General features: G+C 73.3%; 12 protein-coding genes. 3 read left to right on the forward strand and 9 right to left on the reverse strand.

The window, feature by feature from the left end; genetic code table 11:
* Positions 1 to 34: 34 nt before the first annotated feature.
* A complete protein-coding gene (gene guaA / locus ABD981_RS16120; RefSeq protein WP_046911940.1) occupies positions 35 to 1627 on the reverse strand; it encodes a glutamine-hydrolyzing GMP synthase in 1593 nt (530 codons plus the stop codon).
* A 322-nt stretch (positions 1628 to 1949) separates the two neighbouring features.
* On the opposite strand from guaA, the gene ABD981_RS16125 reads away from it, so the two are divergent.
* On the forward strand, positions 1950 to 2255 hold the full coding sequence (locus ABD981_RS16125) for a chorismate mutase (RefSeq protein WP_046911939.1): 306 nt from the start codon (positions 1950 to 1952) through the stop codon (positions 2253 to 2255).
* A 644-nt stretch (positions 2256 to 2899) separates the two neighbouring features.
* Here ABD981_RS16125 and ABD981_RS16130 read toward each other — a convergent pair.
* The 6 genes from ABD981_RS16130 to ABD981_RS16155 all read right to left on the reverse strand — a co-directional run bounded on the left by ABD981_RS16130 (position 2900) and on the right by ABD981_RS16155 (position 15530).
* Positions 2900 to 4723, reverse strand: a complete 1824-nt coding sequence (locus ABD981_RS16130) for a GMC family oxidoreductase (protein WP_046911938.1) — start codon at positions 4721 to 4723, stop codon at positions 2900 to 2902.
* Positions 4724 to 4764: 41 nt separating this feature from the next.
* A complete protein-coding gene (locus ABD981_RS16135) occupies positions 4765 to 6387 on the reverse strand; it encodes a succinic semialdehyde dehydrogenase (protein ID WP_046911937.1) in 1623 nt (540 codons plus the stop codon).
* A gap of 110 nt (positions 6388 to 6497) precedes the next feature.
* Positions 6498 to 8168 (reverse strand): serine/threonine-protein kinase, encoded by a 1671-nt coding sequence (locus tag ABD981_RS16140; protein ID WP_046911936.1) that lies wholly within the window; start codon positions 8166 to 8168, stop codon positions 6498 to 6500.
* Between the two features lie 151 nt (positions 8169 to 8319).
* Positions 8320 to 11349 (reverse strand): protein kinase, encoded by a 3030-nt coding sequence (locus ABD981_RS16145; RefSeq protein ID WP_345529639.1) that lies wholly within the window; start codon positions 11347 to 11349, stop codon positions 8320 to 8322.
* A 75-nt stretch (positions 11350 to 11424) separates the two neighbouring features.
* A complete protein-coding gene (locus tag ABD981_RS16150; RefSeq protein ID WP_123954539.1) occupies positions 11425 to 13671 on the reverse strand; it encodes a serine/threonine-protein kinase in 2247 nt (748 codons plus the stop codon).
* A gap of 152 nt (positions 13672 to 13823) precedes the next feature.
* Positions 13824 to 15530 (reverse strand): glycerol-3-phosphate dehydrogenase/oxidase, encoded by a 1707-nt coding sequence (locus ABD981_RS16155; RefSeq protein ID WP_046908301.1) that lies wholly within the window; start codon positions 15528 to 15530, stop codon positions 13824 to 13826.
* A 268-nt stretch (positions 15531 to 15798) separates the two neighbouring features.
* Between ABD981_RS16155 and ABD981_RS16160 the strand changes: the two genes are divergently transcribed.
* Positions 15799 to 17040: a nucleotide sugar dehydrogenase gene (locus tag ABD981_RS16160; RefSeq protein ID WP_046908300.1), complete on the forward strand. Its 1242-nt coding sequence runs from the start codon at positions 15799 to 15801 to the stop codon at positions 17038 to 17040.
* Between the two features lie 139 nt (positions 17041 to 17179).
* On the forward strand, positions 17180 to 17671 hold the full coding sequence (locus ABD981_RS16165) for a hypothetical protein (RefSeq protein ID WP_046908299.1): 492 nt from the start codon (positions 17180 to 17182) through the stop codon (positions 17669 to 17671).
* Between the two features lie 74 nt (positions 17672 to 17745).
* On the opposite strand, the gene ABD981_RS16170 is transcribed toward ABD981_RS16165, so the two are convergent.
* Together ABD981_RS16170 and guaB are read right to left on the reverse strand one after the other, a co-directional pair.
* Positions 17746 to 18870 (reverse strand): GuaB3 family IMP dehydrogenase-related protein, encoded by a 1125-nt coding sequence (locus tag ABD981_RS16170; RefSeq protein WP_046908298.1) that lies wholly within the window; start codon positions 18868 to 18870, stop codon positions 17746 to 17748.
* Positions 18871 to 18976: 106 nt separating this feature from the next.
* Positions 18977 to 20476, reverse strand: a complete 1500-nt coding sequence (guaB, locus tag ABD981_RS16175) for an IMP dehydrogenase (protein ID WP_046908297.1) — start codon at positions 20474 to 20476, stop codon at positions 18977 to 18979.
* Between the last annotated feature and the right edge of the window lie 25 nt (positions 20477 to 20501).

Here is a 20501-nt window from a genome sequence, read left to right on the forward strand (position 1 = left end):
CGCTCGCACGAGCGCGCTCACGCGCGGGGAGGGGTCACTCCCACTCGATGGTGCCCGGCGGCTTGCTGGTCACGTCGAGGACGACGCGGTTGACGTCGGCGACCTCGTTGGTGATCCGGGTCGAGATCTTGGCGAGCACCTCGTAGGGCAGGCGCGACCAGTCGGCGGTCATGGCGTCCTCGGAGGAGACCGGACGCAGCACGATCGGGTGGCCGTAGGTGCGGCCGTCGCCCTGGACGCCGACGGAGCGGACGTCGGCGAGCAGCACGACCGGGCACTGCCAGATCTCGCGGTCGAGACCGGCGGCCGTCAGCTCCTCGCGGGCGATGGCGTCGGCCTCGCGCAGCAGGTCCAGGCGCTCCTTGGTGACCTCGCCGACGATGCGGATGCCGAGGCCGGGGCCGGGGAACGGCTGGCGCTGGACGATCTCCTCCGGCAGGCCCAGCTCCTGGCCGACCATCCGGACCTCGTCCTTGAACAGCTGGCGCAGCGGCTCGACGAGCTGGAACTCGATGTCGTCGGGGAGGCCGCCCACGTTGTGGTGGGACTTGATGTTGGCGGTGCCGGTGCCGCCGCCGGACTCGACGATGTCCGGGTAGAGCGTGCCCTGGACCAGGAACGCGACCTCGGGGCCCTCCTCCTGGAGGATCTCCAGCTGGGCCTGCTCGAAGACGCGGATGAACTCGCGGCCGATGATCTTCCGCTTGGTCTCCGGGTCGGAGACGCCGGCCAGCGCGTCGAGGAAGCGCTCCTGCGCGTCGACGACGACCAGGTTGGCGCCGGTGGCGGCCACGAAGTCCTTCTCGACCTGCTCGGTCTCGCCCTTGCGCATCAGGCCGTGGTCGACGTAGACGCAGGTGAGCTGCGAGCCGATGGCCTTCTGCACGAGCGCGGCGGCCACGGCGGAGTCGACGCCGCCGGAGAGGCCGCAGATGGCGCGCTTGTCGCCGACCTGGGCGCGGATGGCCGCGACCTGCTCCTCGATGACGTTGCCGGTGGTCCAGCTGGGCTCGATGCCGGCGCCGCGGTAGAGGAAGTGCTCCAGGATCTGCTGGCCGTGCGTGGAGTGCAGCACCTCGGGGTGGTACTGGACGCCGTAGAGCTTCTTCTCGTCGTTCTCGAAGGCGGCGACGGGCACGACGTCCGTGGACGCGGTGACGCTGAAGCCCTCGGGGGCGGCGGAGCAGGCGTCGCCGTGCGACATCCACACGGACTGCTCGGTCGGGGTGCCCTCGAAGAGGGTCGAGCCGGCCCTGGAGACGTGCAGCGGCGTACGGCCGTACTCGCGGGCGCCCGTGTTGTCGACGGTGCCGCCGAGCGTGGTCGCCATCAGCTGGAAGCCGTAGCACATGCCGAAGACGGGGACTCCGGCCTCGAAGATCGCGCGGTCCAGGCGCGGGGCGCCCTCGGCGTACACCGAGGACGGGCCGCCGGAGAGGATGATCGCCTTCGGGTTCTTGGCCAGCATCTCGGCCACCGGCATGGTGGACGGGACGATCTCGCTGTAGACCCGGGCCTCGCGGACGCGGCGGGCGATGAGCTGGGCGTACTGGGCGCCGAAGTCGACAACGAGGACTACGTCCGGGTTGGTGACGTCGGGCGCGGCAGCGGGGGTCGCTGATGACACTACGGCGGCCTTCCGGCGGTAGGAGCGGTTCCCCCGAAGGGGGGCTATTTGTCGATTCTACCGGCGAGCCGCGGCCGGTTTTCGTCTCACCATCCGAACCCGGGTTGGTGCACAGCGTTCAAAGGGGTCCATACTGTCTCCATGCGCAAGCTCACGACCTTCGTCTTTACCTATGGCAACCGGCCCACCGGCTGCCATGGTCGTGCTGCTTGAGCAACTGACAAGCGACTTCCCAGGCGCCCCGGGCCGACAAGGCCCGGGGCGTCTGTCGTTTCCGGGCCACGGCGCCCGAGGGCCTCCCGACACCGCCAGGAGCCCCGACATGACCACCACCACCGCGACCCCCCTGACCCCGGCCGAGAAGACCGGCGCCCGCACCGACGAGGCGGCCGCGCTGATCGGCGACGCCCGCGAGCGCATCGACGCGCTCGACGACCGGATCATCGGCCTGATCCAGGAACGGGTGGCCGTCTCGGCGGTCATCCAGGAGGCCCGGATCTCCTCCGGCGGGCGCCGGGTGAACCTGGCCCGCGAGATGGAGGTCCTCGGCCACTACCGCGACGCGCTGGGCAAGCCGGGCACCGCGCTCGCGATGACGATGCTGGAGCTGTGCCGCGGCCGCATCTGACCGCCGGCCCGGGGCGCCGAACCGGCCACCCGCGCGGCCGCCGGTCCGCCCGCCGGGGGCGCGGGGGTGCGTCCCCGCACCCGAGTTCGGTCGCGCCCTCACCCGTACGGCGCGTGACCGGGCCGGGCGCCGCTTCGTTGGTGGTGTTGTCCGTGCCAGCCAGGGGCGGGCCCGAAAAGACCACGCGTGGCTTCGCTGGGGCGTGTGACGTACCTCTGGTGCGTCGTGGGACCTCGCTCCAGCGCATGTGACCGGACGGCAGGGGACAGCAGCCCGGTCACCCAGAAAGGGCGGTCGGTCCCGGGGACGCCCGGGGCCGGCCGCAACCGGCCGATCGACCCGAGACCCCCACACCGTCCCCCTCCCACACCCTTCCGCTTCCCTCCCCAGCGGCGCACTCCACTCCCCCGGCGCCGCGTTCCCCAGGGGCCCCGCGACCGCGACCGGAATCGCGACGCGGGGCCCCTGTGCTGTCCGGCCCCGGGATACGTGACGCGCGTCACATAAAGATCTCGTGAGAAGGCTACAACCAATGCCCCAGGTCACCGGTCATCTATGCAGCACCACCCAGAAGCTGGAGGGGCGCTGCACTCGGAGGGGGGTGCAGCGCCCTTTCCACTTATCTGGAACGTGCCCGGAACCGGCTAGTCCTTCTTCGGCGGCACCGCCGGCATTCCCAGGAACGGCAGCCTGAGCGCGCCGAAGGCTTCCGCCGGGACCGCCGGGGACTTGGGCTCGACGGCGGTCAGCCGTACGTACGCCTCCCCCTGGCGCGGGCGCGGGTCCTCCTCGCCCTTGTTCGGCCAGAACGACATCGCCCGCTCGGCCTGCGCCGTGATCGTCAGCGACGGGTTGACGCCGAGGTTGGCGGAGACGGCCGCGCCGTCGACGACGGAGATGCCCGGGTGGCCGTAGAGGCGGTGGTACGGGTCGATGACGCCCGAGTCCGCGTCCGCGCCGATCGGGCAGCCGCCCAGGAAGTGCGCGGTGAGCGGGGTGCCCATGAGCTCGCCGATGTTGGAGCCGGCGAAGCCGTTGATCTCCTCGGCCATCAGCGCGGCCGCGCGGGTCGCCGCCTCGATCTGGGTCGGGTTGGGCGCGCCGTGGCCCTGCCGGGCGGTGAGCAGGCCCTTGCCGAGGCCGCCGGGCTTGCGGAAGGTCGTCAGGGAGTTGTCCAGGGACTGCATGACCAGGCCGATGATGGTCCGCTCCGACCAGCGCCGGTTGGAGAGCGAGCGCACGGCGAGCGAGGGGTGCTTGACCAGCTCGACGAGCCAGTTGCGGACCCGGTGCGCGCCGTAGGGCACCTGGAGGACGGTGAGGCCGCCCATGGAGTTCGAGCCCTTGCCGTAGCGGACCGGCTCGATGTGGGTGTTCTCGTCCGGGTGGATCGAGGAGGTGATCGCGACGCCGCGGGTGAAGTCGACCCGGTCCTTGCCGTGCCGCTTGCGGTAGCGGCGGTCGGTGGTCTGCGAGCCGACCAGCGCCTCCGAGTTGGTGCGGGTGAGCTCGCCGAGCCGGGCCGAGATCCGGGGCAGCAGGCCGCTGTCCTTCATCCGGTGCAGCAGGGTCTGGGTGCCGTACGTGCCGGCCGCGACGACCACCCGCCGGGCGGTGAAGGTGCGTCCGGCGCCCTTCTTGCGGTTGTCCGTGGGCAGGGTCTTCACGGCGTAGCCGCCGCGCGAGTCCTCGGTGAGGGCGACGACCGAGGTCATCGGGTGGACGACCGCGCCGGCCTTCTCGGCGAGGTACAGGTAGTTCTCGTTGAGGGTGTTCTTGGCGCCGTGGCGGCAGCCGGTCATGCACTCGCCGCACTCGGTGCAGGCCTTGCGGGACGGGCCCGCGCCGCCGAAGTACGGGTCGGCGACCTCGCCGCCGGGCTTGGCCCGCACCCGCTCCGACCCGTCGGAGTCGGCGCCGTCCCCGAAGAAGACCCCGACCGGCGCCATGTGGAAGGTGTCGCCGATCCCCATGGCCTGGGCGGTGGCCTTGAGGTGCACGTCGGAGGGGGTCATCGTCGGGTTGAGCCGCACGCCCAGCATCCGCTTGGCCTGGTCGTAGTACGGCGTGAGCTCGTCCCGCCAGTCGGTGATGTCCTTCCACTGCGGGTCCTCGAAGAACGGCGCGAGCGGTTCGTAGAGGGTGTTGGCGTAGTTGAGGGAGCCGCCGCCGACGCCCGCGCCCGCGAGCACCATGACGTTGCCGAGCAGGTGGATGCGCTGGATGCCGTACAGGCCGAGCGCGGGGGCCCACAGGAAGTTCTTCAGGTCCCAGGAGTTCTTCGGCAGGGTGGCCCGGGTGAAGCGCCGGCCGGCCTCCAGGACGCCCACCCGGTATCCCTTCTCGGTCAGGCGCAGGGCCGTGACCGAGCCGCCGAAGCCCGAGCCGACGACGAGGACGTCGTAGTCGTACGCGCCGTCGTCCGGGCCGTCCTCGGCCTGATTCTGGGCAGGGGGTACCGCGGTCATGGCTCTCCTCGTACGGAAGGGGACGGCGAACGGGGTGCGGCTCAGCGCAGGCGGAGGGCCTTCATCACCTTCAGGGAGGTGCTCATGAAGGCCGCGTACTTCTCGTCGTCCATCCCGAAGGAAGGAGCGAGCGGCATCAGCCGCTGCTGGGCGACGGTCTGGGCCTCGGTGAACTTCAGGATGCCCTCGGAGCCGTGGCGGCGGCCGAGGCCGGAGTCCTTCATGCCGCCCATGGGGGCGCGGACGCTGCCGTACGCGGGCGCGTAGCCCTCGTTGATGTTGACGGTGCCGGTGCGCAGCCGGGCGGCGAGGGCGTGGCCGCGGCGGGAGTCGGTGGTCCACACGGAGGAGTTCAGGCCGTACGGGGTGCCGTTGGCCCGCTCGACGACCTCGTCCTCGTCGCTGAAGCGGTAGATCGAGACGACCGGTCCGAAGGTCTCCTCGGTGCACACGGCCATCGGGGCCTCGACGCCGTCGAGGATGGTCGGCTCGTAGAAGAGGGGGCCGATGTCGGGGCGGGCGACGCCGCCGGCGATCAGCTTGGCGCCCTTGGCGACGGCCTCGTCGACGTGCCGGGTGACGGTCTCCAGCTGCCGCTCGCCGACGAGGGAGCCCATGTCGGCCCCGTAGGCGAGGGAGTTGCCGAGCCGCATGGCCTTCGTACGGGCGGCGAAGCGGGCCACGAAGGCGTCGGCGACGGACTCGTGGACGTACAGCCGCTCGATGGAGATGCAGAGCTGACCGGCGGAGGAGAAGCAGGCGCGGACGGCGCCGGCGGCGGCCTTCTCGATGTCGGCGTCCTTGAGGACGATCATGGCGTTCTTGCCGCCGAGCTCCAGGGTGACGCCGATGAGCCGGGCCGCGGCGCCCTGGGCGACCTCGCGGCCGGTGCGGGTGGAGCCGGTGAAGGACACGTAGTCGGCGTGGCGGACGACCTCGGGGCCGACGACCGGGCCCTCGCCGATGACGACCTGGAACACCTCGGCGGGCAGCCCGGCCTCGATGAGCAGGTCGCGGGCCCACAGGGCGGTCAGCGCGGTCTCGGTGTCCGGCTTCATCACGACGGCGTTGCCGGCGACGAAGGCGGGCAGCGCGTCGCCGACGGACAGCTCCAGCGGGTAGTTCCAGGGCGCGATCTGGCCGACGACCCCGCGCGGCTGGCGCAGCTCGGTGACCTTGGTGAGGGTCGGCACGACCCCGGTGTGGTGCTTGGGCCGCAGGTACGCGGGGGCCTTGCGGCCGTAGTGGCGGGCGGCGACGGCGACCGACTGGACCTCCTCGTGGCCGTGCAGGCGCGCCTTGCCGGTCTCCAGCTGGATGAGGTCGAGGATCTCGCCCTGGCGCTGGAGGATCAGGTCGTGGAAGCGCAGCAGCACGGCCGCGCGGGCCTTGACGGGGGTCGCGGCCCAGGCGCCCTGGGCGGCACGGGCGCGGGCGAAGGCCTCGGCGACGTCCTCGGGGGTGGACTCGGGCAGGTCCGCCAGCCTGGCCCCGGTGAAGGGGGTGTGGTTGGCGGTACGGCCGGAGCCCGCGACCCCGCGGGTGAGCCGGGCGACCAGCTCGGGCGTGACCACGTCGGCGGCCGTGCGCGCGGCGGCGGGCACGGGGGCGACGGGATTGGTGCCGAGGGGGGCCGTGGTGAGCAGTGCCTGCGAGTCCGTCATGAGGCGAGCGTAGGACTCATTCCGCCCTTTGGGTACCCGCGAGTAACGCGTTTTCACCACCCGCCCACACCGCGCCAGCGTTCACTGGCACATAAGCCCTGATCAGGGGCTCACTGCGGTCCCGGGGCCCTCCAGTACTTCTTCACGATGTCGAACTGCTCGCGGGTCCGCTCCCAGCTCTCCTCCGGCGAGGCCATGTACAGGGCGTACTCGACGCCGTCGTCGTCGTAGTACACCTGGTCGATGGCGTGCCGGGGTCCCGGGAAGGTCTGCTTCTCGATCCAGGTGAACTCCCAGATCGCGGAGTCGACCTGGTCGCGGAAGGTGTTCTGGGTCAGCCGGATCCGCCGGTACTCGGCCCGCCTGGCCACGATCTTCTCCAGATCGAGCATGTGCATGTACGGGTTCTCGAAGTCGGGCGACCGGTCGATGCTGATGCGGATGCGGTGGCGTCCGTCGTCCGGCGTGTAGTCGATCTGGTCCCCGTCCATCCGGCGCTTCCAGCCCTTGGGGACGGCGAGGCTGAAGCCCTCCGGGTCCACGACCCGCTCCCAGCCGGCCGGGACGCCGCCCTTGGCCGGGTCCTTGCCGTCCTTGTCCGTGGCCTGCGTGACGGGCGTGTCGTCCTTCTTGTCGCCCTGGCCGCCCATGTGGGTCATCGCGGCGAAGACCGCGCCGCCCGCGAGCAGTCCGGCGAGGACGGCCGCGAGGAGCGTGGCGCGCCAGCGGCCCCGGCCTCCGGTGGAAGCGCCGGAAGCGCCCGGCAGAGCGGGGACGGTGGCACCGGGGGAAGGCGCCGGGCCCTGCCCCTCCGGCGCGGGAGCGCCGCCGGCCGCCGGGTCGTCGTGCGGCACGGGCAGCGGGGTCGTCGTCGACGTCCCGGCGGCGGCCAGGTCCTCGGCCGGGACGCGCTGCGTCGGCACGTACGCCTGCGCGGCCTCCGGCGCACGGCCCTCCATCGCGTCGAGCAGCATCCGCCCGGCCTCGTCCGCCTGGGGACGCTGCGCCGGATCCTTGCGGAGCAGCGCCACGATGACCGGCGCGAGCGGGCCGGCCTTCTCGGGGTACGGCGGCTCCTCCGTCACCACGGCCTGCATGGTGCTGATCGGCGACGTGCGGCGGAACGGCGAGCTGCCCTCCACCGCCGCGTACAGCGTGGCGCCCAGGGACCACAGGTCGGAGGCGGGGCCCGGGTCGCCGCCCTGAACCCGTTCGGGTGCCAGATAGTCGATGGAGCCGACGAGTTCACCCGTCCGCGTGATCGACGAGTCGCCCTCGATCGCCGCGATCCCGAAGTCGGTGATCAGGACCCGGCCGTCGCGCGCGAGCAGCACGTTGCCCGGCTTCACGTCGCGGTGCAGCACCCCGGCCGCGTGCGCGGCCCGCAGCGCGCCGAGGACGTGCAGCCCGATCCTGGCCGCCTCCCGGGGCTCGACGGGGCCGGACTCCTTGGTCTCGTCCGCCAGCGAGGGCCCGTCCACGTACTGCATGACGATCCACGGCCGGTCGTCGTGCTCCAGGACGTCGTGCACGGTGACCACGCCCGGGTGGGTGATCCGGGCCGCCGCGCGCGCCTCCTTCTGGGTCCGGGCGTGCAGGACCAGCCGGTCGGCCTCCGCCACGAACCGGCCCGCCGTCAACTCCTTGACCGCCACCACGCGGTGCAGCACCTCGTCGTGGGCGCGCCAGACCTTGCCCATGCCGCCGCGCCCGATGGACTCGCCCAACCGGTAGCGGCCGGCGAGCAGAAGTCCGGTGCCGGTGCTCTCAGAATGTTCCACGTGCCCCCGCCTGTTTGCTCGGAAGCAAGGTTACGGAGGGGGGTGCGGGGCGCGGAACCTCGGGGCTGGTTGTGGAACAACACTGTGACCGGCGGGGTGTCGGCCGCTCGGCGGTTCGTTCCTCGGCTCGCCCGGCGGTTCGACCGGCCGGTCAGCGCGTCGCCCGGTAGGCCTTCACCGCCTGGTCGTAGATCTCCGACACCTTGTCCCGCTCGTTCTCCGGGCCGATGACCTGCACGACGTGGTAACGGCCGCCCTCGATCAGGGCCAGGTTGCGGACGAAAACCTCCCGCCCCGTGCTGTCCTGCCAGGTGAACTGGCCGACCGCCATGGCCTGTCGGCCGACGTCGATCCGGCGCAGCCCCGAGGCGCTGGACCAGGAGGAGTCCCGCCAGGGCTGGAGCTCGCGCTCCTTCGTGCGCTGGTACGCCATGGGGTCCGCGCCGTTCGCCCGGACGGTGTCCCGGCCGGGGACCACGATCAGCGTGAAGTCGCCTCCCGTGTAGCGCACTTGCCCCGCGTCGTTGATCGGGCTGCGCCGCCAGTCGCGCGGCACGCCGACCTCGAAGCCCTCGGCGTCCTTGCGCAGCACGTAGCCGGGGGCGAGCGCCGGGCCGGAGGCCGGCGGCGGAGCGGTGGTCCGGGTGGGCGTGGCGGACGGCCGGGTCGGCTCGGCCGTCGGCGTCGTGGACGGCTTCCCGGAGGCGGGCGGGGCGGTGCTCCCGGTCGGCGGCGGGGTCGCGGACGGCCCCTTCCCGTCGTCCTCGCCCGGCATGACCAGCACGGCGTACGCCACGGCTCCGCCCAGCAGCAGGAGGATGAGGAGCAGCAGCAGGCGCCCGAGCGAACGCGGGGAACCCGAGGTGCGCGGGGCGGCGGTGGTGCGCGCGGCGCGCTGCGGGATCTCCTCGTGGAAGTCGTCCCGGAAGTCGTCCTGGAAGTCCTCGGGACGACGGGCGTACGGGGCCTCGTGGGCGGGTGCGTCGTCGTGCGCGCGGCCCTGGCGCGGCACGGCGCCCTTCGCGTGCCGGTGCCGGTGCCGCCCGCCCGCCGCGCCGCCGCGCCGCCGGCGCACCAGCTCGCCGCGCCGGCGCACGATGGGCAGCCGGGCGGCGTCGGGGGACGGCAGCGGCACGACACCGGTCCCGGCCTCCGGTTCGGGCGCCGAGCGCACCAGCGAACGCAGCCAGCCGCTCAGCACCTCGAAGTCCGGCCGCTCGGTCGGATCCTGGTGCAGCAGCGACTCCACGACCGGGCGCAGCGGACCGCACTCCTCGGCGAACGCCGGGGGTTCCGCGCACACCAGCTGGACCAGCTCGGCGGCACTGTCCTCGGGGTACGGGGCGTGGCCCTGGACGGCCCGGTAGAGCAGCGCGCCGAGCGCCCAGAGGTCGGTGGCCGGACCGATGGGCGGGGCGAGCCGCCAGTGCTCGTGGACCGGACCCGCCTGCTCGGGCGCCCAGCGCTCGGTGACGGGGCCCACGACCGCGATCCGCGCCTGCCGGGCCCGCTCGGCGGCGAGCCGGGTCACCGGCCCCCGGTACACCGCGGCGCCGCCCCGCGGGCCGCCCGGGGCGGGCACGGATGCGGGCGGCGGCGCGGGGGCGGCCGCCGTGTACCCGGCGGGAAGCGCGGGCAGCGCGCCGCCGCCCGCCGGCACGGAACGGGACCCGTCCCGCGAGGCGTGCGGCCCGTCGCTCCACGTGCCGGCGAGGTACACCCGCGGCGGCCGGGCGCCACCGCCGCCCGCCGCGCCGTCGCCCCCGCCCTCGTCGTCCTCGTCGTCCTCGTCGTCGTCCCCGTCCGTCCGCGCCCACCACTGGGGCTCGGGAAGGGCGGCGGGAAGCGCGGGCGGGGCGGGCGCGGCGAGGGGCTGTACGGGCGGCTGCCCGGGCGCGGGATCGGTCCCGGACTCGGTCCCGGGCGCGGAATCCGGCGTCGGGGCTGCCGGGCGCTGGGCGGGCAGCGCGCCGGTCTCGCCGAGCCGCGCGGCGGCCCGGGCACCCGCCCGGTACGCGGCGATGGCCCCGGCCCGCGCCGCCCGTACGTCCGCGGCGGACGGGGTGCCGGGCACGGGCACGCCGGGCGCGGCGGGCGACTCGGGCCGGGCGCCCGCGCCGTCGGAGCGACCGGGGCCGGCAGCGGGGCCGTAGGGGGTGCCGGCGGGATCGGGCCCGTAGAAGCCCTGCGGGTCCCGGGTGCGGTCCTGGGCGTGGTCCCGGCCGGCGTCGAACTCGTCCTGGGGTCCGGCCTGGAGTTCGTCCAGGGGTTCGTCCCGCGGCTCGGCCCGGGGTGCGTCCAGGGGTCCTGCCTGGTACTCGGGCCGGTAGTCGGACTCGTCGGTGGCGTAGGACGCTTCGTCGGTCCGGTAGGACGCTTCCTCGGCGGCGTAGGACGCTTCGAGGACCCCGGGCACTCGCTCCGGCTCGTAGGCGGGCACGGGCTCCCAGGCACCGGACCCGTGTCCGGCGCCCGGACCGTAGAGCTCGGCCCGCTGGTCCCCGGAAACGATCTCCTCGGCCTCGTGGAACTCCGGCTCGTACCCGTCGTCCTCGGGTTCCTCCGCGGTCGGGCGCGGTCCGAAGGACAGCTCCTCCTCGTCCGGGAAGGGCACCGGGGCGTAGCCGCACAAGGCCTCCTCCGCGGCGCCCGCGGCGAGGCCGGTCAGGACCACGCGGCCGTCCTCGCAGACGAGGACCGTGCGGGGGGTGACGTTCCGGTGGGTCCAGCCGTGCGCGTGCAGGGCGCGCAGGGCGGTGAGGAGGTCGGAGCCGATCTCGGCGGCCCGGTAGGGGCTCAGCGGGGCCTCGGCGAGGAGCTCGGACAGCGGGGTGGCCGCCACGAACTCGCTCACTATCCACAGCGAACCGGCCTCCGCGAACACGTCGAAGACCTGGTCGAGGCGCGGGTGGTCGGGGATCTGCGCGGCGGCCTGGGCCGCCTCCAGAGCGCGCCGGACGCCGGGGTCGGCGGGGCGCCGGGTGGCCCGGCCCGGTGCGGTGTACGGTTCGTCGCCGACGAGTTCGGCGTCGACGACCTCGGGCAGCGGCACCTGCCGGATGCGGACTTCCTGCCCGCTGTAGGTGTCGAAGGCGCGCGTCTCGACCAGGTCGTACGCGTCGGCCGGCGGCAGGGGCAGGCGGTAGCGGTCCGCGAGCACCCTTCCCGCGTAGTCGTCCACGACGCCTCCCCACGCGCCCTCGGTCCCCCGTGCCCCGGTCCTCGGGGCCGGGGACTTTCACCATACGTGCGCCCGTCAGTCCTTGGGGCTGAACGTGGCGAACGCCGTCTCCCTCAGCGTCTTGCACTCCGCCGCGTCCCACGCGTCGGCCTTGCAGCTGATCATGATCGAGTAGCCGTGTCCGGCGTCGACCTTGAAGCCGCGGTTGAGCACGCGGACCCGCATGCCGTTCTGGTTGCGGGAGAACTCCCAGTCGGCGACGGTCGGGTAGCCCTTGTACGCGACCTCGCGGATGCCGATGTGCTCGTAGCCGTTGCTGGTCGCGGCCACCACGGCCTTGGCGGCCTTCCAGGCGGTGGCGGCGTCGTCGCCGGGGCTGTCGTTGAAGTCGACCTGGACCCGCGGGAATCCGCTGCCGCCCGCGTGGAAGATGCCGCCCGAGTTCACGCCCGCTATCGCGGCGAGCTTGAAGGAGGCGGGCATCGCCATCCGGAAGTTGAAGCGGTCGTTGGTCACCATCACGTAGCCGGCGGGCAGCTGCGGGCCGGCGGTCCGTCCGCCACCGGGGGTGCCGGAGGGCGTGCTGCCGCTCTGGCCGCCGCTGGTGGCGGCGGGCTTGTCGCCGCCGCCCTGCTGGCTGGGGCCGCCGCTCGACGTGCCGGTGTCGGTGCTCGGGTCGCTCCCGCCGCCGTTGCTTCCGGCCGAGGCCGTCGTACCGCCGGAGTTGCCGCCCTTGCCCTGGTCGGCCGCGTCCTTGCCGCCGCCGAGGGCGACGTACAGGATCGTGCCGAGCAGGGCGGCGACCACGACCGCGGCGATGATCACGAGGGTCCGGCGCGGGACGACGTCGGTGATCGAGGCCCGGGGCTGCGCGGGCCGGTCGGGCGCTCCGGTGCCGGGCCTGCGCTCGGTCTCCGGCTTCGCCGAGGCCGCCGCGTTCCGTACGGAGTTCAGGGCGCCGCGCACGCGGTCGGCGGCGTCACCGGTCTTCTCCCGGGCCGGCTTCTCCCGGCCGGCCGTCGGGGCCACCGGCGGGCGCTCGGGGAGCGGGGGCAGCGGGACGACCCTGGTCTGCTCGGGGGACGGCTCCGGCGGCGCCTCGGGCGCGTCGAGCACGGCCCGCAGCAGCACCCGCGCCCCGGCGTCGTCGAGGCGCTGGTCGGGGTCCTTGGCGAGCAGGCCGTAGATGACCTGCTCCAGTTCGGGGCCGGCGTTCTTCGGCGGGTCGACCGGCTCGGTCATCACCGCGGTGAGCGTGGCGATCGCGGAGCCCTTGTCGTAGGGCGGGCTGCCCTCGACGGCCGCGTACAGCAGTCCGCCGAGCGACCAGAGGTCGGCGGCGGGGCCGGGCTTGTGGCCGCGGGCCCGCTCGGGCGAGATGTACGAGGGGGCGCCGACGAGCATGCCGGTGGAGGTGATCGAGGGGTCGCCCTCGACCTGGGCGATGCCGAAGTCGGTGAGGACGACCCGGCCGTCGTCGGCGATCAGCACGTTGGACGGCTTCACGTCGCGGTGCAGGATGCCCTCGCGGTGCGCGGAACGCAGCACGTCGAGGATGGCGAGGCCGACCTCGGCGGTGCGGCGCGGGGTGAGCGTGCCGTCCTCGCGCACGGCGTCGGCGAGGGACTTGCCCTCGATGAGCTCCATGACGATCCACGGCCGGTCGTCCTCGTCGACCACGTCGTAGACGGTCACGGCGCCGTTGTTGCGGATCCGGGCGATGGCCTTGGCCTCGCGCAGGGTCCGGGTGATGAGGCGTCGCTTCTCGTCGTCGTCGACGCTGTTGGGGAAGCGCAGCTCCTTGACGGCGACGGTCCGGCCCAGCGTCTCGTCGACGGCCCGCCACACGGTGCCCATGCCGCCGCGGCCGAGGACCACGCCGAGCCGGTAGCGGCCGGCGAGCAGCCGGCCCTCGGTGGACGCCGCGTCAGCGCGACCGGTGCGACCGCCCGTTCTCGCGGAGCGCTTCGCGTCGACGTCCGCCACGTCCGCCCCGAACCCGGTGGCGGGAGCGGCCCCGTCGGTCGATCCGCTGCCGGCCGGGGCGCCGGCGTCGCGCGCGGCTCCCGGCTTCTTCGTCAGATCGGTGCCCTTGCGCGCACCGGCTCCGCTCCCGGCCGCGACCGCGTCCTCCGCGGCCACGGCGCCCCGCGGGTCCGGGGCGTCCCGCGCCTCGTCCCGCACGGCGTCCTGTGCCGCCTCGTCCCGGTCCGCCTTGCGTGCGGCCGGAACCGCACCCCGGTCGCCGTCGGTGGCGGCTCCCGCGGCGGCGTCCCGCCGGGGGTCCTGCCCCGAATCCCGCGACTGCTCCGCCTCCGACATGCGTCCCCTCGTCGATCCCTGATCTGCGCCCGCGTCCGCCGCTTCCGCGCGATACGGCAACCCGCCCTGGAAGAGAGCTCATTGTCCCTCACTCCGGGACCGATGCCTCCCCCGGGTCCGAACTCCGAGAAGCGTTCCCGTGCCCGCGCCGCTCAGATCGGGACGATGTCGGGCGCCCCCAGCCTGGCCGCGTCGGCCGTCAGGTCGTCGGGCTGGCGCTGTGATTCGCGCTCCGCCTCGACCCGCTTCTCGTAGTGCTCGACCTCCTTGTCGATCTGGTGGGCGTCCCAGCCGAGGACCGGGGCCATCAGTCCGGCGCACTCGCGGGCGCTGAGCGTGCCCCGGTCGAAGGTCTCGATGGAGATGCGGGTGCGCCGGGTGAGGACGTCGTCCAGGTGGCGCGCGCCCTCGTGCGAGGCCGCGTAGACGACCTCGGCCCTCAGGTAGTCCTCGGCCGCGGGCAGCGGCGCGGCGAGCGAGGGGTCGGCGGCGACCAGGTCGAGGATCTCCTCCGTCAGGGAGCCGTAGCGGTTGAGCAGATGCTCGACCCTGGCCACGTGGAGTCCGGTGCGCGCGGCGATCCCGGCCCGCGCGTTCCACAGGGCCTTGTAGCCCTCGGCGCCGATGAGCGGGGTGTCCTCGGTGACGCAGGCGGCGACCCGCTTGTCGAGGCCGTGCACCGCCTCGTCGACGGCGTCCTTCGCCATCACCCGGTAGGTCGTGTACTTGCCGCCGGCGACGACCACGAGGCCGGGTACGGGGTGGGCGACGGTGTGTTCCCGCGAGAGCTTGCTGGTGGCGTCGGACTCGCCGGCCAGCAGCGGGCGCAGGCCCGCGTAGACACCCTGGACGTCGTCCCTGCTCAGCGGGGTCGCCAGCACGCTGTTGACATGTTCCAGGAGATAGTCGATGTCGGCGCTGGAGGCGGCCGGGTGGGCCTTGTCGAGGTCCCAGTCGGTGTCGGTGGTGCCGATGATCCAGTGCCGGCCCCAGGGGATGACGAACAGCACGGACTTCTCGGTGCGCAGGATCAGTCCGGTGGTGGAGTGGATGCGGTCCTTGGGCACGACCAGGTGGATGCCCTTGGAGGCGCGGACGTGGAACTGGCCGCGCTCGCCGATGAGGGCCTGGGTGTCGTCCGTCCACACGCCCGTGGCGTTGACGATCTGGCGGGCCCTGATCTCGTACTCCGCGCCGGCCTCGACGTCCTGGACGCGGGCGCCGACCACCCGCTCGCCCTCGCGCAGGAAGCCGACGACCCGGGCCCGGCTGGCGACGTGGGCCCCGTAGCTCGCGGCGGTGCGGACGAGGGTGGTGACGAAGCGGGCGTCGTCCATCTGGGCGTCGTAGTACTGCAGGGCGCCGACGAGGGCGTCCTTCTTGAGGCAGGGCGCCACCCGCAGGGCGCGGCTCCGGCTGAGGTGGCGGTGGACGGGCAGGCCGCGCCCGTGGCCCGAGGAGACCGACATCGCGTCGTACAGCGCGACGCCCGAGCCCGCGTACCACCGCTCCCAGCCCTTGTGCTGGAGCGGGTAGAGGAACGGGACGGGCTTGACCAGGTGGGGCGCGAGCCGTTCGAGGAGCAGGCCGCGCTCCTTCAGGGCCTCGCGGACGAGGGCGAAGTCGAGCATCTCCAGATAGCGCAGGCCGCCGTGGATGAGCTTGCTGGACCGGCTGGAGGTGCCCGAAGCCCAGTCGCGTGCCTCGACGAGGCCGGTGGAGAGGCCTCGGGTGACCGCGTCGAGCGCGGTGCCCGCGCCGACCACTCCGGCGCCGACGACCAGCACGTCCAGCTCGCGCTCGGCCATCGCCGCGAGCGCCGCCGTGCGCTCGGCGGGTCCCAGTGTCGCTGTCCTCACCGCTGCCTCCCGTCGTCCCCCCGTGTGGTCCGGCTCACGGATTCGATTCTGTCCCGGCCCTCCGGCTTCGGCCACCGCCTGGACGGGGACCTGTGGATAACACTCGGCGACCTGCGGTCACACAATGCCGCATATCGGTCATATTTACGCCTAGTCTGACATTGCACTCGCCCCGTTCTGTCCACAGGGCTTGCGCGTCGCGTCCCCTCGGGCTAGCGGCCCTCGGCCTCACACCCCCTCCGGCACCAGGGAAGGACGGCCCACCTCCATGCCCGCTGATCTCGCCGTCATCGGCCTCGGCCACCACGGCCTCCCCCTCGCCCAGGCGGCCACCGCGGCCGGCGTCGGCACCATCGGCTACGACACCGACCCCCGTCCCGTCGCCGAACTCGCCGCCGGACGGCCCCCGGTCGACGGCTCGCTCACCGCCGCCGAGATCCGCCGGATGCTCGCCGCCGGCTTCCGCCCCGTCACCGGCCCCGCCGAACTCGGCCGGGTCCGCACCGCCGTCGTCTGCGCACCCACCCCGCCCGGACCCGACGGCTCCCTCGACCTCACCGCCGTCACCGACGCCGCCCGCGCCCTCGCCGCCCGGCTGCGCCCCCACACGACGGTCCTCCTGGAGTCCCCGGTGCCCCCCGGCACCACCGAAGGCCCCTTCCGCGCGCTCCTCGAAGCGGGCTCGGGGCTGCGCGCCGGACGCGACTTCCACCTCGCGTACTCCCCCGGCCGCCTCGACCCCGGCAGCCGCACCCACGGCTTCGCCGGCACCCCCAGGGTCATCGGCGGACTCACCCCCGCCTGCACCGAGTCCGCCGCCGCGTTCTACGGCCGCCTCACCGACAAGGTGGTCCGCGCCCGGGGCCCGCGCGAGGCCGAGACCGTCAAGCTCCTGGAGACCAACTTCCGGCACGTCAACATCGCCCTCGTCAACGAGATGGCCGTGCTCTGCAACGAACTCGGCGTCGACCTGTGGGACGTCATCCGCTGCGCCGAGACCAAGCCCTTCGGCTTCCAGGCCTTCCGCCCCGGACCCGGCGTCGGCGGCCACGGCGTCCCCGTGGACACCGTCGGCGCCCACCGCCCGCTGCGGCTGGTCGAACTCGCCGGCCAGGTCAACGAGCGCATGCCGCAGTACGTGGTCCAGCGCTCCGCCACCCTCCTCAACGAGCACGGCAAGTCCGCCCGAGGCGCCCGGGTCCTGCTGCTGGGCGTCACCTACAAGCCCGACCTCGCCGACCGGCAGGGCTCCCCCGCCGACGAGATCGCCCGCCGCCTGATGGACCTGGGCGCCGCGGTCAGCTACCACGACCCGTACGTCCCCGACTGGCGCGTCCGCGACCTGCCCGTCCCCCGCGCCGACTCCCTCTACGAGGCCGCCGCCCACGCCGACCTGACGATCCTGCTCCAGCACCACCGCACCTACGACCTCCAGGGCCTGTCGGTGAAGGCCCAGCTCCTCCTCGACACCCGGGGCGCCACCCCGGCGGGCGCGGCCCACCGGCTGTGAGCGGGGCCCGCGGAGACCCCGCGGAGCACCCCGCCCCACCGCTGACGAAACGTCCGAAGTAAACCCCCTGTGAAGATGTCGTACGTGGCTGCTAGCCTCCAGGCCGCTTCATCACGCGTCCCATGGGGGGATCTTCTTCATGTCTCAGCCCGTTCCGCCGCCCGGCAACCCGTTCGCCCAGGGTGCCGAGCCCTTCCCGCAGCCGCCGGTCGCCCCGGCCCCGCCGGCCCGCTCCAACGTGGGCCTCGGCCTGGTCGTCGCGCTGGTCGCCGCGCTCGTCGCCGGCGGCGTCTACGGCGGGATCGCCGGCGCCATCGAGCGCGAGATCGGCTGGGCCGCCGTCGGTGTCGGCTTCCTCGTCGGCTTCGCGTCCGGCAAGGCCGGCGGCCGCAACCCCGCCCTGCCGGTGGTCAGCGCGGTGCTCTCGCTCGGCGCGGTCTACGTCGGCCAGCTGCTCGCCATCTCGATCATCGGCGCGAAGGAGCTGAACGTCTCGGTCACCACGCTCCTCTTCGACCACCTCGACGTCGTCCAGGCGGCGTGGAAGGAAGAGCTGGGCCCGATGGACTTCCTCTTCTTCGGCCTCGCCGCCTTCGCCGCCTTCAGCGGCTCGAAGAAGGCCGCGCAGTAACCGGCGGCACCGGTACGCGAGAGGGGCCCCGCACCACCCGGTGCGGGGCCCCTCTCGTACGTCCGTGCGGACCGTCAGCGCTTGTGCTGCGCGTCCGCGACCGTCACCTCGACGCGCTGGAACTCCTTGAGCTCGCTGTAGCCCGTGGTGGCCATCGCGCGGCGCAGGGCGCCGAAGAAGTTCATCGAGCCGTCCGGGGTGTGCGACGGGCCCGTGAGGACCTCCTCGGTGGTGCCGACGATGCCCAGGTCGACCAGCTTGCCGCGCGGCACGTCCTCGTGGACGGCCTCCATGCCCCAGTGGTGGCCCTTGCCGGGCGCGTCCGTGGCACGGGCCAGCGGGGAGCCGATCATGACCGCGTCGGCGCCGCAGGCGATGGCCTTGGGCAGGTCGCCGGACCAGCCCACGCCGCCGTCGGCGATGACGTGCACGTACCGGCCGCCGGACTCGTCCATGTAGTCGCGGCGGGCCGCGGCCACGTCGGCGACGGCGGTGGCCATCGGGACCTGGATGCCGAGCACGTTGCGCGTGGTGTGCGCGGCGCCGCCGCCGAAGCCCACCAGGACGCCCGCGGCGCCGGTGCGCATCAGGTGCAGGGCCGCGGTGTACGTGGCGCAGCCGCCGACGATCACCGGGACGTCGAGCTCGTAGATGAACTGCTTGAGGTTCAGCGGCTCGGCCGCGCCGGAGACGTGCTCGGCGGAGACGGTCGTGCCGCGGATGACGAAGATGTCCACGCCCGCGTCGACCACGGCCTTGGAGAACTGCGCGGTGCGCTGCGGGGAGAGCGCGGCGGCGGTGACCACACCCGCGTCGCGCACCTCCTTGATGCGCTGCCCGATCAGCTCCTCCTTGATCGGAGCCGCGTAGATCTCCTGCAGACGGCGGGTCGCGGTGGCCTCGTCCAGCTCGGCGATCTCGTCGAGCAGCGGCTGCGGGTCCTCGTAGCGGGTCCACAGGCCCTCGAGGTTCAGCACGCCCAGGCCGCCGAGCTCGCCGATCCGGATGGCGGTCTGCGGCGAGACGACCGAGTCCATGGGGGCGGCCAGGAAGGGCAGCTCGAAGCGGTAGGCGTCGATCTGCCAGGCGATCGAGACCTCCTTCGGGTCCCGGGTGCGCCGGCTCGGTACGACGGCGATGTCGTCGAACGCGTACGCCCTGCGGCCGCGCTTGCCGCGCCCGATCTCGATCTCAGTCACGTTGTGTGGCCTTTCCCTCTTGGTCTGCGCCTACCAGTATCCCCGACACACGCCGAAGGGGCGGCTCCGGCCACATGCCGGAACCGCCCCCCTGCGTCGCGGAGTGTTACTTCCTGCTGTAGTTCGGCGCCTCGACGGTCATCTGGATGTCGTGCGGGTGGCTCTCCTTGAGGCCCGCCGAGGTGATCCGGACGAAGCGGCCGTTCTGCTGGAGCTCCGGGACCGTGCGGCCACCGACGTAGAACATCGACTGGCGCAGGCCACCGGTCAGCTGGTGCACGACCGAGGCGAGCGGACCGCGGTACGGCACCTGGCCCTCGATGCCCTCGGGGATCAGCTGCTCGTCGGAGGCGACGCCCTCCTGGAAGTAGCGGTCCTTGGAGAAGGACTTGCGGTCGCCGCGGGTCTGCATGGCGCCCAGCGAGCCCATGCCGCGGTACGACTTGAACTGCTTGCCGTTGATGAAGAGCAGCTCGCCCGGGGACTCCTCGCAGCCCGCGAGCAGCGAGCCGAGCATCACCGTGTCGGCGCCGGCGACGAGCGCCTTCGCGATGTCGCCGGAGTACTGCAGGCCGCCGTCGCCGATGACCGGGATGCCGGCCGCCTTGGCGGCGAGGGAGGCCTCGTAGATGGCGGTGACCTGCGGGACGCCGATGCCGGCGACCACGCGGGTGGTGCAGATGGAGCCGGGGCCGACACCGACCTTGATGCCGTCCGCGCCGGCGTCGACGAGCGACTGGGCGCCGTCGCGGGTCGCGACGTTGCCGCCGATGACGTCGACCGAGGAGTTCGACTTGATCTTGGCGATCATGTCGCCGACCAGGCGGGAGTGACCGTGCGCGGTGTCGACGACGATGAAGTCGACGCCCGCCTCGATCAGGGCCTGGGCGCGCTCGTACGAGTCGCCGGCGACGCCGACGGCCGCGCCGACGAGCAGCCGGCCGTCCTTGTCCTTGGCGGCGTTCGGGTACTTCTCGGCCTTGACGAAGTCCTTGACCGTGATGAGGCCCTTGAGCAGCCCGGCCTCGTCGACCAGCGGCAGCTTCTCGATCTTGTGGCGGCGCAGCAGCTCCATGGCGTCCACGCCGGAGATGCCGACCTTGCCGGTGACCAGCGGCATCGGGGTCATGACCTCGCGCACCTGGCGGCTGCGGTCCGACTCGAAGGCCATGTCGCGGTTGGTCACGATGCCGAGCAGCTTGCCCGCCGGGTCGGTGACCGGGACGCCGCTGATGCGGAACTTGGCGCAGATCGCGTCGGCCTCGCCGAGCGTGGCGTCCGGGTGCACGGTGATCGGGTCGGTCACCATGCCGGACTCGGAGCGCTTCACCAGGTCGACCTGGTTCGCCTGGTCGGCGATGGAGAGGTTGCGGTGCAGGACACCGACACCGCCCTGACGCGCCATGGCGATGGCCATCCGGGACTCGGTGACCTTGTCCATCGCGGCGGAGAGCAGCGGGATGTTCACCCGCACGTTCCGGGAGATGTACGAGGAGGTGTCGATCTGGTCGGGCGCCATGTCGGACGCGCCCGGCAGCAGCAGTACATCGTCGTAGGTCAGCCCGAGTGTCGCGAATTTCTCGGGCACTCCGTCGATGTTGGTCATGACACCTTCCCCAATGGCCTTGATC

This window comes from Streptomyces showdoensis, assembly GCF_039535475.1.
Classification (GTDB): Bacteria; Actinomycetota; Actinomycetes; order Streptomycetales; family Streptomycetaceae; genus Streptomyces; species Streptomyces showdoensis.

Coding starts and splice junctions, on each gene's coding strand:
- guaB (WP_046908297.1), bottom strand. CDS start 20,476: ATGACCAACATCGACGGAGTGCCCGAGAAATTCGCGACACTCGGGCTG.
- ABD981_RS16160 (WP_046908300.1), top strand. CDS start 15,799: ATGCCCGCTGATCTCGCCGTCATCGGCCTCGGCCACCACGGCCTCCCC.
- ABD981_RS16150 (WP_123954539.1), bottom strand. CDS start 13,671: ATGTCGGAGGCGGAGCAGTCGCGGGATTCGGGGCAGGACCCCCGGCGG.
- ABD981_RS16125 (WP_046911939.1), top strand. CDS start 1,950: ATGACCACCACCACCGCGACCCCCCTGACCCCGGCCGAGAAGACCGGC.
- ABD981_RS16165 (WP_046908299.1), top strand. CDS start 17,180: ATGTCTCAGCCCGTTCCGCCGCCCGGCAACCCGTTCGCCCAGGGTGCC.
- ABD981_RS16130 (WP_046911938.1), bottom strand. CDS start 4,723: ATGACCGCGGTACCCCCTGCCCAGAATCAGGCCGAGGACGGCCCGGAC.
- ABD981_RS16135 (WP_046911937.1), bottom strand. CDS start 6,387: ATGACGGACTCGCAGGCACTGCTCACCACGGCCCCCCTCGGCACCAAT.